Origin of the sequence: Phycicoccus avicenniae (assembly GCF_050496545.1) — a bacterium.
GTDB classification, from domain to species: Bacteria; Actinomycetota; Actinomycetes; order Actinomycetales; family Dermatophilaceae; genus Phycicoccus; species Phycicoccus avicenniae_A.
Genome location: NZ_JBNVZV010000005.1, coordinates 177,827 through 191,091, shown reverse-complemented (window position 1 = coordinate 191,091; position 13,265 = coordinate 177,827). Strand labels below are relative to the sequence as shown.

Sequence of the window (13,265 nt, the reverse complement as noted above, 5' to 3'; positions counted from 1 at the left end):
ACCCCGGCCGGGGCGCCCGTCGTGGGGTGGACCTGCCCAGTCGGCGCCCGGCCAAACCGTCTGTCGAACCTTGGGCTCAGCGGCTCGGGCTCGCCAGGGCCGTGCCGTCGAGCGCGGCGCGCAGGGCCACGAGCGAGTCGAAGACCTGCACCGCACCCGCCTCGTGCAGCTCGCCGACGGAGAACCCACCGGTGCGGATGCCGATCGTGGGCACCCCGAGCCGCGCCGCCGCCTGCGCGTCGTAGACGGAGTCACCGACCATGACCCCGCTGCCACCACCGACCTTGTGGAGGGCCGCCGAGACGAGGTCCGGCTCGGGCTTGCTGCGCTCGACGTCGTCCGAGGTGGTCCAGGCGTCCGCGAGCTCCTTGCCCTCGACGAGGTCGAGGAAGACGTCGACGTGGTCGGCCTGGCCCGAGCTCGCGAGGACGAGGCGGAAGCCGCGGTCCTTGAGCTCGACGAGCAGCTCGTGGGCGCCGTCGAAGGGGCGGACCTCGCCGAGGAGCTCGTCGAACTCGTCCGACCACGCGGCCCGCAGCGCGTCGCCGTGCTCCTCCTCGACATCCCGCCCGGCCACCGCCGCGACGAACTGGTCGCCTCCCATGCCGATGCCCCGGTGCAGCCGCCACACCGGCAGGGTGATGCCGTAGCGGCGCAGCGCGCGGAACCACGCGAGCGCGTGCTGGTAGTTGGTGTCGACGAGCGTGCCGTCGACGTCGAGGATCGCCGTGTCCGCCATGGAGGGCCCCTACCCCGGGGTGCGGGCGGCCACGCGTGCGGGGACCATCCCCACGCGAACCGGCACACCGCGGCCGGGGTCGGCCGGGAGGCGGCGCTCGCGGACCGGCCGCACCGGCCCGACGGGGCTTTCCGCGACGAGGGAGAGCGCTGTCGCGGAGCTCGCGAGGATGCCGAGGGCAGGGTCCTCCCCGGGGCACCGGTGGCCGTTCGCCACGGAGCCGCCACCCTGCGGGACGAGGGCGTCGGCGACGACGTGCCGGTCCCCGAGGAAGCGCGCGGGGTCGAAGGAGAGCGGGTCCGGCCACTGGTCCGGGTCCCGCAGGGTGCCGACGACATCGAGGAGGACGCGCCGGCGGGCGGGCACGTGCACCCCGAGGACGGTCTGGTCGGTGCGGGAGCGGGCCGCGAGCAGCGGGACGAACGGCGCGAGCCGGCGCACCTCGCGCGCGAACGCGGTGGCATGCACACCCCGGTGCCCCTCGGAGAGGGCCGAGCGACCCTCGGCGTACTCGGTCCGCAGGACGCCGCGCCACCGGGGCTCGGTGACCAGCGTCCGGGCCGCGAAGGCCACGAGGCGCGAGACGGCCACCGTCGGGCGGAGGATGTTCTGCAGCTCGACGCCCGCGGTGTGCGCGTCGAGCAGGTCGCCGTCCGGTCCCCGCCATCGTGCGACCGCCTCGAGCGCGCTGCCCGCCGGGGGGTGCGGCGCGCCGGACCGGGCCCGGTGCACGACGTCGGCGGCCCACCGGTCGGAGCGACGGCGGGCGGTGGCGGCCCGCACGAAGGCCGGCCCGACGACGCCGAAGCCGTCGACGACCGTGGCGAAGCGGTCGGCGATGTCGTCGGCCTCGTGGTCGGGGACGAGGACACCCGCCCACTCGAGCACCGCGCGACCGACGAGGCGGGCGCTCGTCCGCTGCACCGGCAGGGTCGAGCCCTCCTCGAGGGTGGCGACCAGCTCGAGCCATCGGCGCGAGACGTCCGCGACGAGGCCGTCGACGGCCCGGGTGTCGAGGGCCTGGACGAAGAGCTCCTTGCGCCGTCGGTGCTCCTCGTCGTCGAGGCCGTGCACGGCGCCGCGCCCGAGGAGGACGCGGGCGAGGGGAGCCGGGGTGGCTTCCCCTCGGGCGAACCGTGCGGTGTCGGTGAAGGCCCTGACCCCCTCGGGCCCCCCGAGGAGGACGACTGGCGCGCCGCCGAGTCGGATCTCGAGGACCGGTGCAGCAGAGGCAGACCCGATGCCCGAGCGGCCCCTCAGGACGGACGAGAAGCCGTACCCGTGCCGGAGCAGCAGGATGCCCACGTCGGTCGAGGGGCGGACCGGGGGAACGGGCATGGGCGGCTGGTACCCGGGCGGTCCGATGCGAAACCCCGGCGGGTGACCACCGCCGGGAGCCGGCTGCTCGACCGCCGGGGTGGCCACCCTGACTGTGTCCTGCCCTGCACCCGCGGGACGGAAACCCGTCCGACGCGGTTGCGTTCAGGCGGGCTCCCCGGCCGGCAGGTCCCCGGCCTCGGCGACGTCCTCGGCGATCTGGACGAGCTTGCGGTTCGTGTCCTGGCTGACGACGCGCAGCATCGCGAGCGCCTCCTCGCGCGTGATGCGGTGCCGGGACATGAGGATGCCGATGGCCACGCCGATGGTGCGGTTGCTCGCGAGGGCCTTCGAGAGGTTCTCGGCACGGTCGTGCGCGAGGTGCGCGGCGACGAGCAGGGAGCACTGTGTCGCGAGCAGGAGGCCTTCTCGCAGGGCGAGCGCACCGAAGGCGTCGTCCCGGCGGGAGTACACGTTGAGGGCGGCGACGACGTCGTTGCCGTCGGGGAGCGTCAGCCGCTGGGCCAGGACGCTGCCGACGCCGACCTCCTCGTGCACGCGACGGCCGTACTCGGGCCAGCGCGGGTCCTCCTGCACCCGGCCGGTGACGAAGACGTGGTCCTTGACGACGGCGTCCACGCACGGGCCGGACCCGATGTCGTACTGCACCTCGTCGGCCTGGAGGGCCTCGTCGTGCGACGCGGCGAGCGTCCGCAGGGACTCCGAGCGCATCAGCGTGATGCTGCACCAGTCCGCACCGGGGACCAGGTCGGTGCCTCGCGCGACGAGGTCGCCGATCAGCCGGCGGGTGCTGCGGTCGTGCGGCTCGCGGCCCGTCGCGGTGAGCAGGTCGGCGACGACGCCGAGGACGTCGCCGGTGCGCTCCTCGGGACCGTTCCGGCCGGCGCGTGCAGCGTCGCCGGGATCGGTGGTGCCTCTCATCCGGTCTCCTCTCCGGTCGGGCAGGGCAGGGCCTGTCGTTGCGCGGGCCTACCCACCCGGCGGGTCCGCCACGCGCGCCGGACGCGCGCTCCTCGCGCGGCGTCCGCCCGCCTTCTCGAGTCGGTGCGCCGGGCCTCTCCCGAGGGCGGCCGTCCTCGGGGTGTCGTCCGGCGGGCCGGCGGGTAGGGCCCCGGTCCGCCCGACGGAAGGTCACCCGTGCCCGAGCTCACCGCCCTCGTCCTCAACTGCACCCTCACCCCGTCCCCCGGCGCGTCGAGCACGCAGCTGCTCGCCGACCAGCTGCTCGAGCAGCTCGCCGGCCACGGCGTCACCGGGTCCTCGGTCCGGGTCGTCGACCACGACGTCCGCCCCGGCGTCGAGCTCGCCATGGGCGACGGCGACGAGTGGCCGCGCATCCGGGAGCAGGTGATGGCGGCCGACATCCTCGTCCTCGCCACGCCGACCTGGCTCGGCCAGCACTCGAGCGTCGCCCAGCGCGTCCTCGAGCGCCTCGACGCCGAGCTGTCCGAGACCGACGACGAGGGACGCCTGCGGACCTTCGGCAAGGTCGCGCTCGCCGTGGTCGTCGGCAACGAGGACGGCGCCCACCACATCTGCGCGGTGCTCTACCAGGCGCTCGACGACGTCGGGTTCACGATCCCCGCGAACGGCTGCACGTTCTGGAACGGCGAGGCGATGACGGGGACCGACTACCAGGACCTCGACGAGACGCCGGAGGCCACGGCGTCGGCCACGGCCACGGCGGCGGCCAACGCCGCGCATCTGGCGCGGCTGCTCCGGGCCGAGCCGTACCCGGCGTCCTGAGGGTGGCCCCCCGCGCATGGCGCCGACGGCGGCGGGTACCTGCACGGGAACGCAACGGTCGGAAGGAGGCGTGGTCGTGACACCCACCTGCGGGAGCCGCGCACTGCGCGATGCCGTCAGCCCCGCCCGCCGGGGCGAGGTGCTCGTGGCCCTCCTCGAGGACGTCCTCGGGTGGCAGCGGCGCCGACCACCGGGACGCCCCTCGCGTGGCCGGGCCGTACCCCGGACGGTGCATCGTGTCCGCTGACGGCACACGGTCCGACGCCACGGCCGGCGAGCGTAGCTGCCCGGTGACGGTCGAGGACCGCCTCGTCGGCGCGTTGGTGGACCAGCACGCGCAGCTGCGCGACCTGCTCCGTGCGGCGGCCCGCGCCCGAGCCGGGCAGCGGGCCGAGGCCGTGGAGCGGCTGCTGCGCGTGGTCGCCGTGCACGTCGCCGCGGAGCGCGTGGCACTCACACCGCCGGGGGAGTCGACGTCCGGCCGCCCGGAGCAGGACCTCGTCACCGCGGTGGAGCTCCTCGAGGACCTCGGGGCGCACGGTGCCACATCGACCGTCCGTCTGGGCGTCGTGGCCGCTGCGCTCGTCCGACACGCCCGACACGGTGAGGAGGAGACGGTGCCGCGCTACGTCGCCACCCACGACGAGTTCGACATCCGCTGGGCGGCAACGGCTCTCGGCTCCGTCCCGGACCTGGTGGCCGAGGTCGGGCCCGCCGCCGCCGTGCCCGTCGGGGTGAGCTTCCGCCAGCAGCTGCGCGCGGCCCTCGACGCAGTCCGCGAGGCGTTGCGCCACGCGTGACCCCGTCGAGGGTTCGTCGCGGAAGCCCTGCCCGCCCCCGGGGCGTGGGAGTCTCGGGACCTCGGTCCAGCCCCGGCCGCACGGGTCAGACAGCGAGCCCTCCCTTCTGGTGATGGAGCCCTGTCATGCCCACTGGACCGACCTCCGTGTCCGCCGACCGCCGACCCCGCACCACCCGTGCCCGGGACGAGGACGTCGAGCAGCTGCTCGGGCAGCTGCTCACGGCGACCGATCCCGACGCCCGCGCCCGACTGCGGACCGAGGTCGTCGCCGCCCACCTCCCCCTCGCCGACGGCCTCGCGCACCGGTACGTCGGGCGCGGCATGGAGCGCGAGGACCTCGAGCAGGTCGCCCGCACCGCCCTCGTGGCCGCCGTCGAGCGCTACCGGGCGGCCTCGGGCACCGGCGCCGGCTTCGTCGCCTTCGCCGTCCCGACGATCACCGGCGAGCTCAAGCGCCACTTCCGCGACTGCGGGTGGGTGGTGCGACCGCCGCGCCGCATCCAGGAGCTGCGGTCCGAGGTCGCCGTCGCGGAGGAGTCGCTGCGCCACCGTCACGGGCGCGAGGCGACGGTCGACGAGCTGTCCGCCCTGCTGCGGTGCGATGCCGTCGACGTGGAGTCGGCGCGCCGGTCGGGCAGCGGTTTCCGTCCCGTCTCCCTCGACGCCCCGACCCTGGGCGGCGGGTCCGAGGGTGAGCGGCTCGGCGACGGGCACGACGAGGTCGGCCGGCTCGAGCTGCACCTCGACCTCCGCGGGGCCGTCGCGGGACTCGGGGAGCGCGACCGCCGCGTCGTCCGGATGCGGTTCGTCGAGGAACGGACCCAGGCCGAGATCGGCTCGGCCCTCGGGGTGAGCCAGATGCAGGTGTCGCGCATCCTCGCCCGCATCCTCGCCGACCTCCGCGGCTCGCTCGCCGTCGCAGCCGCCTGAGCCCCTCCTGCACCCGGTGCGACGAGTGCCCGCCCGACGGGCGTTTCCCGTCCACGAGCCCGGGGTACCTCCAGTCCGCCCCGGCGCCCCGGCCGGTGCAGGACGAGGAGGCGCAGGATGAGCCCCGCCCGGCTGAGCGACGTCGGCATCGCCTCGTGCCGTTCCTGTGGGCGGGTGGTGGCCACGTTGCGTGCCGAGCTGTCGTTCACCCCCGGAGTCGAGCCGGCCGTGCACTGGTACGAGTCGGAGCGTCAGTGCCGGTGCAGGGCAACGCGGCTGCCGCGCCCGGCGGCGTTGCCCGCGTCGGTCAAGGTGCGTCTGGGCGACCTGCGGGCGGCGGCCGCCGCCGCCCGCCCGTGGGAGGAGCTGACCGGCCGGCCGCCGTTGCGCCTCGTGGTCTGAACCGCCGCCCCACCGCGCTGTCGAGACCTCGTCGTCCGATGTGCTCCACGGCACCGTCGTCGCCTACTGTGTGGCCCGGAGGGTGTGCGGGTCCAACCACGGCTCAGCCGCCCCCGGAACCACCTGAGGACACCCGTGACGACCTCTGGGCGCCCCCGCACCACCGCCGAGCCGACCCGGCTCACGCTGCTCGACTCGCTGTTCCCGGGAACGGACGAGACCTCGGCCCTGGCCCGGGCCACGGACTGGGCCCGCACGCCCCTCGGCGACCCGTCGGCGTGGAGCTCCGAGCTCAGCGCGGCCATCCGCACGGTCATGCCGGCGAGCATCCCCATGCTCCTGTGGTGGGGCCCGCAGCTCGTGCAGGTCTACAACGACGCCTACCGACCCATCTGCGGCGTGAAGCACCCGCGGTCGATGGGACAGCCGGCGGCCGAGTGCTGGCCCGAGGCCTGGGCCGAGCTCGGGCCGCGCGTCGGGCGCGTCGTCGGGCTCGGGGAGTCCGACCACGAGCAGGCGCTGCTGCTCTTCCTCGAGCGCTACGGCTACGTCGAGGAGACGTACTGGCGCTACTCGTTCAGCCCGGTGCGCTCGATGGACGGCGAGGTCCTCGGGGTGTTCGTCGCGACCACCGAGGTCACCGCGACCGAGGTGGAGCGCTACCGGCTCGCGGCCGTCCACGAGCTCGCGGTCGTGTCGACCGCCGCCATCCGGTCGGCGGAGGACCTCGTCCACCGGGTCGAGCCCGTGCTCGCGAGGGACCGGCGGGCCGTGCCCTTCGCGGCCCTGTACCTGCCGGACCCCGGCGGTGACCTCGTCCGCGCCGCGGCGCACGGCATCGTCGACGGCAGCCGCGCACTGCCCGAGCGCGTTCCGTCCGGCGCTGCACATCCCGTGGCCGACGCCGCGCGCGCCCGCGGTCCCCGGTCCGTGCACACCATCGACGGTGAGCTGGTGGCCGAGCCGTCGCCGCTCGGCGCGCTCGTGCCGACCGACGTCGTGCACGTGCCGCTGTGCTCGCCCGACGGCCCGCTCGAGGGGGTGCTCTCGGTGGGGCTGAACCCCTACCGCCCCGACGACCGTCCCTACGAGACGTTCGTGACCCTGCTCGCGCGGCAGCTGACCGCGCTGCTCACCGACGTGCGCGCCGCCGAGCACGAGCGGTCCCGGGCCGAGAACCTCGAGGTGGCGCTGCGCACCAACCGCACCATCGGCATGGCCGTCGGCGTGCTGATGGCGAGCCGCCGGCTGTCCGACGAGGACGCGTTCCGGCTGTTGCGCGACGCGAGCTCGACCGCGAACCGCAAGCTGCGAGACGTGGCCGAGGACGTCGTGCACACGGGCCGGCTGCCGCATTGAGAGGTCGCCGAGGTCGCCCCGGTTGGTCATGCCACCTCCGGGGTAGTCGACCTCGTGGGTCGGGACGGACCGGCCCCCGAGGAGGACACACGGTGGTGGACGTCGCCGAGCCCGACACCGACCACGAGGAGCCGGGCAGTGCGCCCGTCTTCTCGCAGCAGGGACCGCTGCTGCGGGACCCGCCACCCCCGCCCGGCTGGCGGAACCCGCTCGAGGGCACCGCACTGCTCGACGAGGCGCCCGACCGGCGCCCGCGACCCGGTACCGAGGAGGCACGACGTGGCCAGTGACCAGGGATCACCGTACGAGGACCCGGACGGGCAGGACCAGGCCGACCGGAGGGTGCGCGAGGTCGCGCTCCAACGGCTGCTGGACGACCTGACCGCTCGCCTGCACGGACGCCCCGAGGGCGAGGTGCTGGCCGAGGTCGACCGCGCGCTCGCGGCCGGGGGCTTCACGGACATGCCGCCACGATGGCGCGAGGCGGTCTCCTCGGCCGTCGCCTCCGGCACGCCCTACGTCGTGTCGGTCGACGCGGCCGAGGAGCGCGCCGACCGGCTCGACCGTCCGGACTGACGCCGGGCTCGTCAGTCGGGGACCTCGGGCAGGGTGCCCGTGTCGGTGACCTCCGCGGCGACGTCGCGCACCTTGGTGTTCAGCGCCATGCTCGCCTCGCGCAGGAGGCTGAACGCCTCGTCGCGCCCGACGCGGTGGTTGGCCATGAGGATGCCGACGGCCATCCCGATGGTGCGACTGGACTCCAGTGCCGCGCGCAGGTTGCCGACGTCCTGCCGGCGTAGGTGTGCCTCGAGGACCAGGGCGGCGAGCGGCGCCAGGACCGACCCCGTGACGACATCGGCGGGTGAGAACGCGTCCGTGGCCTCCGCGTAGAGGTTGAGCGCGGCGTGGTCGGTGCCACCGAGGGGGAGCCGGAGCGCGAGCACCGAGTGCACCCCGGTGTCGCGCACGCAGGCCGGGCCGAAGTCCGGCCAGCGGTCGTCGGCCCCGACATCGGCGGACAGGGTGACCGTCGGACCGGCGGCCGCGTCGAGGCAGGGCCCCTCACGGCTCGCGTACTGGAGCTCGTCGACCGCCAGGGGCACGGGGCCGGACGCCGCGACCGTCACCGGGTGCCGCTCGCCGCGCAGCAGGGTCAGCCCGGCGTGCCCGGCGTCGGGGACGGCGATGCCGGCCAGGCGGACCACCAGGTCCGGGGAGACGGGTTCGTGCTCGGCCGTGAGGATCGCTGCCGCCACGCCGGCCACGTGCTCGGCGAGGGCACGCTCGGACGCGGTCGTGTCGGACATCAGCGGCTCCGGACCCGGTGCCACCCGCCGTGTCTCGACGCGTGCGACCGTCCCGCCACCGTACGCCCCACGGGCACGCCGGTCGAGCGCGTGCGGACCAGCGGGCGCGGTGGCGCCGTACCGCAGGGCATGACCGCGGGCGACCGTGGGGCACACGTGGCCGCGATGCGGGAGCTGCTCGGGGAGTGGTTCCTCTCCTGACGCTCGCCCACAACCGTTCATCGCGTTGCCAATGGCCCTCCTCGGGCACACTGACGCCTGTGCCACAAGCCCTCTGGACGCTGTTCCACCGATCCACACGCTCAATGGTTCGAGTGCGACGGGGCGGCATCGAGGTGCGGTCGTTCATCCGCGACATCCCGGGAATCGTCGTCATGGTGGCGTGCTTCGGGCTCTTCCTGTGGGCCGGTGTGACCGCGCTGGGCGAGGGAAGCCCCGGGGGGTGGGTGGCTCTGCTGTTCGCGCTCGTGCTGGTCTACCCGCTCGCACGGCGGCTCGGGGGGAGCGGCGCCATCCTCGCCACGCCCGCCGGACTCACGCAGCGGGTCAGGTTCTCGCGCAGGGAGGTTGCCTGGGACGATGTGACGGAGATCGTCGACGACCTCGGAGGCCACGTGGTGATGACGACGCGGTCCGGCTCCCGGGTGGAGTTCCTGACCCTCGGGTTGCCTCCGGTCGCGTGGGGGCCGCAGCTCGAGGACTGGCGGGCGGACCCGCACGCGCTGGCCGCAGAGCGCGTCGGGCGCGAGGTCGAGGTGCTGCGCGAGCGGGTCCGGGCCCTGAGCCTGCGCTGACCCGACGCTCGGCGCCCGTGGTTCCCGAGGTGGCACCATCTGCCCATGGAGGTTCTCGGGGCGGCCGCGCTGGCGCTGCTCGGGCTGGCGAGCGTGACCTTGTGGGTGGCGTCGCACCGCAGCGAGCGGGTCTGGCGCCGGAACGCCGCGGCGTTCTCCGGCGTGGTGTCGCCGGCCACTGCCGAGGGCTCCGTGGGCGGCATGCTGCCCCTGAGCGTCGGGCTGGTCTCTGAGGGCTTGGGGCTGCTCGGGTTCCTGCTTGCCGAGCAGCGCTACGGCGCGGGCTCGACGGCCGAGGCCTACCGTTTCTGGGTGCGCGCGGCGTTCTGGTCGCTCGTCCTCCTCGTCGTCTGCTTCGGTGCCAGCGTGACCATCACCCTGCTCCGCCGGCCGCGCTGGTTCTTCCCGCACTCGGTCACCCAGGAGGTGCGTGCACCGTGACGCAGGATGCCGGCCGCCTCCTCCCCGACCGCACCGACTCCCGCTCGCTCGCCGGACCCGACGGGCGCGACGTCGTGAAGATCGAGTCGTTGGACGTGGAGGCAGGTCAGCAGCTCGTCCTCACCCTCCGCGTGGTCGGTGCCGAGGGCCACTCCCCACCCGGCTCCGCTACGGGCGCTGTGGACGAGGGCGCGCGGTGAGGAGGTCGTTCGGGGCGGTCGTCGCGGTGGCTGCGCTCGCGGCGGCACTCTCCGTGCTGGCCGCCTCGCGCCGCCCCCCGACGGCCGTGCTGGCGCTCGTGGCGGCGGCCTCCGCCGTGTCCTTCGTCCACGGGTTAGTGGCCGTGGTGCGGCGGACGGCCGGGCCGCAACGCGGGGACCGGTCGGGCAAGGGGTTGCGTGCGCTCCTGGGCCACCCGTCCACGGCGCGGGTGGTGGTCATCGGCGGCCTGGCGCTCGGGGCGTGGGTCGTGCTGGTGGTGGGTCTGACGGGACTCGCCGGCGGTGTCCCAGAACGGAGTGCGGACCGCGCCTGTCCGTTCGTCCAGGTCGACCACGGCACGCGCGAATGCCTCGACGAGGACGGCTACCGGTCGCTCGTGGCCCGCTCGCAGGCCGCAGCACTGGCCGCCGCGTCCTTCTTCGCCGGCGTGGGGGCGCTGCTCGCCGGGCCCCCTGAGGACCACCGGGCCCGGCGACGGGCCGCGTCCGCGGGGCCGGTCCGATGACCGACGAGCGCGACGGCTCGGAGGTCCTCGACATTGCTTGGCGCGAGCGGCACCGCCGGATGTGGCGGTTCCTGGTCCTGGCGCCGTACCCGATCTTCGGGGTCTTCGTCCTCCTCATCCCCCTGCGCGAGTCGCTCCGCCGCGAGGCGGTCGTCGGGATCGCCGTGCTCGGCCTCGTCGCGCTCGCCGCCTACGTGGTCGTCGGGCTGGGGTGGGTCTGGCAGGTGTACCGCGACGCGCACCGGAGGATGCGGCGCTGACCGGTGCCACGGCCCGGCCCGGAAAGCGGGTGCGGGCCAGATCCCCCTGTGGCAGCGTCGAGGCCGTGGCCGACGACATCACCACGCAGCTCGTGACCCGGCTCGTGCGCGAGCAGTTCCCGCAGTGGGGCGACCTCGCCGTCGAGCCGGTGCCGCGCCAGGGCTGGGACAACCGCACCTTCCGCCTCGGCGACGAGATGACGGTGCGGCTGCCGAGTGCGCCCGGCTACGTGCCGGGGGTGCGGCGCGAGGAGGCATCGCTCGCCCTGCTCGACGGGCGGCTCCCCGTGCGGCTGCCGCGGGTCCTCGCCCGGGGTGAGCCCTCGCCGGCCTTCGACCGGCCGTGGTCGGTCCGCCGCTGGATCCCCGGCACGACGCTCGGTGATGCCACGGTGCCCGACCGGATCCGCGTGGCGCGCAGGCTCGGCGAGACCCTCGGGGCGATGCACGCCGCGCCGACCGACGGCGGGCCGTGGGCGGGTGCCGCCTCCTTCCACCGCGGCTGCCACCCGAGCGCCTACGCGGACGAGGTGCAGGAGTACCTCGAGGAGCCCGGATGCCCCATCGACCCGGGGCTCGGCCGCGAGATCTGGCACGACGCGATGACCTCTGCGTGGACGCGCCCCGGGGTCTGGGTCCACGGTGACCTCGCGCCCGGCAACGTCCTCGTCGACGACGAGGGCGACCTGACAGCCCTGATCGACCTCGGGCAGAGCGGGATCGGGGACCCGGCCTGCGACCTCGTCATCGCCTGGACCTGGTGCGACGCCGATGCCCGTCGCGCCCTGCCCGACGCCGTCGGTCTCGACGTGGCGACGTGGCGCCGGGCGAGGGGCTGGGCGCTGTGGAAGGCGCTCGCGACCCTCACCGGCGAGCCGGGGGCGCTGGCCCCCGAGCAGCGTCGTTCCCTGACCGCCCTGCTCGCCGACCCCGTCGTCTGACCCGGCTCAGCGCAGCCAGAGGAGGACGGCCGCGGTCGTGCCGGCGAGCACGACGAGGGCCCGCAGCACGGCCTCGGGCAGCGCCCGGCCGATGTGCGAGCCCACGTACCCGCCGACGACCGACCCGGCGGCGAGCAGCAGCACGGCCGACCAGTCGACCGGCGCGACGAGGACGAACACCACCGCGGCCACCAGGTTGGCCACCATGACGCCGAAGGTCTTGAGCGCGTTCAGGATCCGGAACTCCACCGCTGTGCCGAGCCCGAGCACGGCGAGCAGCATCACCCCCGAGCCGGCGCCGAAGTAGCCGCCGTAGACCCCGGTCAGCACGGCCGCCACCCGCGTGCCCCGCGACACCGACGACGGGTCCGCAGCGGGTCCACCGGCACGCCGCGCGACCCACGCCCGGAGCCGGGGCTGGACGCCGACGAGCAGCGAGGTGCCGAGGACGAGCCACGGCACGACCACCTCGAAGACCGACCCCGGCAGGCCGAGCAGCAGCGCCGCACCGCCCACCGCACCCAGCGCGGACGTGACGAGGACGACCCGGGTCAGGGCGGGCGCCTCACGCAGCTCGCGCCTGTACCCGAAGGACCCGCTGACGCCGGCGGGTGCCATCCCGAGGGTGTTCGACGTGTTGGCGACGACGGGCGGGAGACCCACCGCGACGAGCACCGGGAAGCTGACGAGCGAGGCGACCCCCACGGTGGAGGTCAGCACCCCGGCCACGAGGCCGGCGGCGAGGACGGCGACGACCTGCGCGGCCTCCACCCGCCCGCCCTCAGCCGCCGAGCACCGCGGCGACCGCGCCCGGGAGCGACTCGACCCGGCCCCGGCGGACCGCCTCGGCGAGGGCCCGCACCGCTGCGGGGTCGGCGCCGGCGTCGCCGAGCTGGCGCATCCGCTCGGAGAGCGCGAGGTCGAGCCGCGCCAGGAGCGAGCCGTCGTCGACGAGCCGCAGGACACACGACCAGACGTCGTCGAGCCCGCGGACGCCGCCGTCGTCGGCGAGCAGGGCCGAGCGCAGCGCGGCGTCCGGGTGGCCGGCGGCCTCGGCGGCCAGCGCGGCCATCGTCGCGGCCCGGGCCCGGCGCAGCTCGTGGAGCGGGGCGTCGTCGAGCGGGGGCAGGACCACTCGCGCCTGCGGGTCGCGCACCACCGCGCCGTCCCCGTGCCGCACCTCGAGCCGGCCGCGGACCTCGAGCGCCACGAGCGCCCGGCTGAGGGTGGCGCGGCTGACCCCGAGGTCCTTGGCCAGCCGCCGCTCGGGGGGCAGCCGGTCGCCGGGGGAGAGGCCCTGGGCCTCGATGAAGTCGCCGATGTGATCGGCCAGCTGCTCGTAGAGGCGCGGTCGGGCGAGCGGCTTCGGGCCGCTCCCGGCAGTCCCCTGACCTGCACCGACGTCGGTGAGGGCAGCCTGCGGGTCGGTGCTCGTCATCGCACCGTCCTCGGGCTCCGCGCGCACGTCATGAGGTCAAT

General features: G+C 75.4%; 19 protein-coding genes. 13 read left to right on the top strand and 6 right to left on the bottom strand.

Features of this window, described 5'->3' with window-relative positions; genetic code table 11:
* Positions 1-76 precede the first annotated feature (76 nt).
* The 3 genes from ACQZ2A_RS06380 to ACQZ2A_RS06370 all read right to left on the bottom strand — a co-directional run bounded on the left by ACQZ2A_RS06380 (position 77) and on the right by ACQZ2A_RS06370 (position 2,998).
* Positions 77-739: an HAD family hydrolase gene (locus tag ACQZ2A_RS06380; protein ID WP_430208493.1), complete on the bottom strand. Its 663-nt coding sequence runs from the start codon at positions 737-739 to the stop codon at positions 77-79.
* Positions 740-748: 9 nt separating this feature from the next.
* Positions 749-2,077: a cytochrome P450 gene (locus tag ACQZ2A_RS06375; RefSeq protein WP_430208492.1), complete on the bottom strand. Its 1,329-nt coding sequence runs from the start codon at positions 2,075-2,077 to the stop codon at positions 749-751.
* A gap of 144 nt (positions 2,078-2,221) precedes the next feature.
* Positions 2,222-2,998 carry a GAF and ANTAR domain-containing protein gene (locus ACQZ2A_RS06370; RefSeq protein WP_430208489.1) on the bottom strand — a complete coding sequence of 259 codons (777 nt, stop codon included), beginning with the start codon at positions 2,996-2,998 and terminating at the stop codon, positions 2,222-2,224.
* Positions 2,999-3,214: 216 nt separating this feature from the next.
* On the opposite strand from ACQZ2A_RS06370, the gene ACQZ2A_RS06365 reads away from it, so the two are divergent.
* From ACQZ2A_RS06365 to ACQZ2A_RS06335, 7 genes are all read left to right on the top strand, one after another.
* Positions 3,215-3,823 (top strand): flavodoxin family protein, encoded by a 609-nt coding sequence (locus ACQZ2A_RS06365; protein WP_430208486.1) that lies wholly within the window; start codon positions 3,215-3,217, stop codon positions 3,821-3,823.
* A gap of 290 nt (positions 3,824-4,113) precedes the next feature.
* Positions 4,114-4,623 (top strand): hypothetical protein, encoded by a 510-nt coding sequence (locus tag ACQZ2A_RS06360; protein WP_430208483.1) that lies wholly within the window; start codon positions 4,114-4,116, stop codon positions 4,621-4,623.
* A gap of 125 nt (positions 4,624-4,748) precedes the next feature.
* A complete protein-coding gene (locus ACQZ2A_RS06355; protein WP_430208481.1) occupies positions 4,749-5,555 on the top strand; it encodes a sigma-70 family RNA polymerase sigma factor in 807 nt (268 codons plus the stop codon).
* Between the two features lie 117 nt (positions 5,556-5,672).
* Positions 5,673-5,957 carry a hypothetical protein gene (locus ACQZ2A_RS06350; RefSeq protein ID WP_430208479.1) on the top strand — a complete coding sequence of 95 codons (285 nt, stop codon included), beginning with the start codon at positions 5,673-5,675 and terminating at the stop codon, positions 5,955-5,957.
* Positions 5,958-6,092: 135 nt separating this feature from the next.
* Positions 6,093-7,316, top strand: a complete 1,224-nt coding sequence (locus tag ACQZ2A_RS06345; protein WP_430208478.1) for a GAF and ANTAR domain-containing protein — start codon at positions 6,093-6,095, stop codon at positions 7,314-7,316.
* A 95-nt stretch (positions 7,317-7,411) separates the two neighbouring features.
* The gene (locus ACQZ2A_RS06340; protein WP_430208477.1) at positions 7,412-7,606 is read left to right on the top strand and encodes a hypothetical protein; all 195 of its coding nucleotides are present in this window, start codon (positions 7,412-7,414) and stop codon (positions 7,604-7,606) included.
* Positions 7,596-7,892 carry a hypothetical protein gene (locus tag ACQZ2A_RS06335; protein WP_430208475.1) on the top strand — a complete coding sequence of 99 codons (297 nt, stop codon included), beginning with the start codon at positions 7,596-7,598 and terminating at the stop codon, positions 7,890-7,892. Before ACQZ2A_RS06340 ends, ACQZ2A_RS06335 begins: the two co-directional genes overlap by 11 nt.
* An 11-nt stretch (positions 7,893-7,903) precedes the next feature.
* Here ACQZ2A_RS06335 and ACQZ2A_RS06330 read toward each other — a convergent pair whose 3' ends face one another.
* A complete protein-coding gene (locus tag ACQZ2A_RS06330; RefSeq protein ID WP_430208473.1) occupies positions 7,904-8,623 on the bottom strand; it encodes an ANTAR domain-containing protein in 720 nt (239 codons plus the stop codon).
* Between the two features lie 305 nt (positions 8,624-8,928).
* On the opposite strand from ACQZ2A_RS06330, the gene ACQZ2A_RS06325 reads away from it, so the two are divergent.
* The 6 genes from ACQZ2A_RS06325 to ACQZ2A_RS06300 all read left to right on the top strand — a co-directional run bounded on the left by ACQZ2A_RS06325 (position 8,929) and on the right by ACQZ2A_RS06300 (position 11,786).
* A complete protein-coding gene (locus ACQZ2A_RS06325) occupies positions 8,929-9,417 on the top strand; it encodes a hypothetical protein (RefSeq protein WP_430208472.1) in 489 nt (162 codons plus the stop codon).
* A gap of 45 nt (positions 9,418-9,462) precedes the next feature.
* The gene (locus ACQZ2A_RS06320; protein WP_430208470.1) at positions 9,463-9,858 is read left to right on the top strand and encodes a hypothetical protein; all 396 of its coding nucleotides are present in this window, start codon (positions 9,463-9,465) and stop codon (positions 9,856-9,858) included.
* Positions 9,855-10,058 carry a hypothetical protein gene (locus tag ACQZ2A_RS06315; RefSeq protein WP_430208469.1) on the top strand — a complete coding sequence of 68 codons (204 nt, stop codon included), beginning with the start codon at positions 9,855-9,857 and terminating at the stop codon, positions 10,056-10,058. Before ACQZ2A_RS06320 ends, ACQZ2A_RS06315 begins: the two co-directional genes overlap by 4 nt.
* Positions 10,055-10,585, top strand: a complete 531-nt coding sequence (locus ACQZ2A_RS06310; protein WP_430208468.1) for a hypothetical protein — start codon at positions 10,055-10,057, stop codon at positions 10,583-10,585. The genes ACQZ2A_RS06315 and ACQZ2A_RS06310 overlap by 4 nt, the downstream gene beginning before the upstream one ends.
* Positions 10,582-10,845: a hypothetical protein gene (locus tag ACQZ2A_RS06305; RefSeq protein ID WP_430208466.1), complete on the top strand. Its 264-nt coding sequence runs from the start codon at positions 10,582-10,584 to the stop codon at positions 10,843-10,845. Before ACQZ2A_RS06310 ends, ACQZ2A_RS06305 begins: the two co-directional genes overlap by 4 nt.
* 65 nt (positions 10,846-10,910) lie before the next feature.
* Positions 10,911-11,786: an aminoglycoside phosphotransferase family protein gene (locus ACQZ2A_RS06300; RefSeq protein WP_430208464.1), complete on the top strand. Its 876-nt coding sequence runs from the start codon at positions 10,911-10,913 to the stop codon at positions 11,784-11,786.
* Positions 11,787-11,792: 6 nt separating this feature from the next.
* Here the strand turns inward: ACQZ2A_RS06300 and ACQZ2A_RS06295 are convergent, their stop codons facing one another.
* Together ACQZ2A_RS06295 and ACQZ2A_RS06290 are read right to left on the bottom strand one after the other, a co-directional pair.
* Positions 11,793-12,557 carry a sulfite exporter TauE/SafE family protein gene (locus tag ACQZ2A_RS06295; RefSeq protein ID WP_430208462.1) on the bottom strand — a complete coding sequence of 255 codons (765 nt, stop codon included), beginning with the start codon at positions 12,555-12,557 and terminating at the stop codon, positions 11,793-11,795.
* Positions 12,558-12,567: 10 nt separating this feature from the next.
* On the bottom strand, positions 12,568-13,224 hold the full coding sequence (locus tag ACQZ2A_RS06290; RefSeq protein ID WP_430208460.1) for a FadR/GntR family transcriptional regulator: 657 nt from the start codon (positions 13,222-13,224) through the stop codon (positions 12,568-12,570).
* Positions 13,225-13,265: the final 41 nt, after the last annotated feature.

Bases quoted from the DNA above. Each gene is read 5' to 3' on its own strand.
- ACQZ2A_RS06380 (WP_430208493.1), bottom strand. From the start codon at position 739: ATGGCGGACACGGCGATCCTCGACGTCGACGGCACGCTCGTCGACACC.
- ACQZ2A_RS06375 (WP_430208492.1), bottom strand. From the start codon at position 2,077: ATGCCCGTTCCCCCGGTCCGCCCCTCGACCGACGTGGGCATCCTGCTG.
- ACQZ2A_RS06370 (WP_430208489.1), bottom strand. From the start codon at position 2,998: ATGAGAGGCACCACCGATCCCGGCGACGCTGCACGCGCCGGCCGGAAC.
- ACQZ2A_RS06355 (WP_430208481.1), top strand. From the start codon at position 4,749: ATGCCCACTGGACCGACCTCCGTGTCCGCCGACCGCCGACCCCGCACC.
- ACQZ2A_RS06350 (WP_430208479.1), top strand. From the start codon at position 5,673: ATGAGCCCCGCCCGGCTGAGCGACGTCGGCATCGCCTCGTGCCGTTCC.
- ACQZ2A_RS06330 (WP_430208473.1), bottom strand. From the start codon at position 8,623: ATGTCCGACACGACCGCGTCCGAGCGTGCCCTCGCCGAGCACGTGGCC.
- ACQZ2A_RS06325 (WP_430208472.1), top strand. From the start codon at position 8,929: ATGGTTCGAGTGCGACGGGGCGGCATCGAGGTGCGGTCGTTCATCCGC.
- ACQZ2A_RS06320 (WP_430208470.1), top strand. From the start codon at position 9,463: ATGGAGGTTCTCGGGGCGGCCGCGCTGGCGCTGCTCGGGCTGGCGAGC.
- ACQZ2A_RS06305 (WP_430208466.1), top strand. From the start codon at position 10,582: ATGACCGACGAGCGCGACGGCTCGGAGGTCCTCGACATTGCTTGGCGC.
- ACQZ2A_RS06290 (WP_430208460.1), bottom strand. From the start codon at position 13,224: ATGACGAGCACCGACCCGCAGGCTGCCCTCACCGACGTCGGTGCAGGT.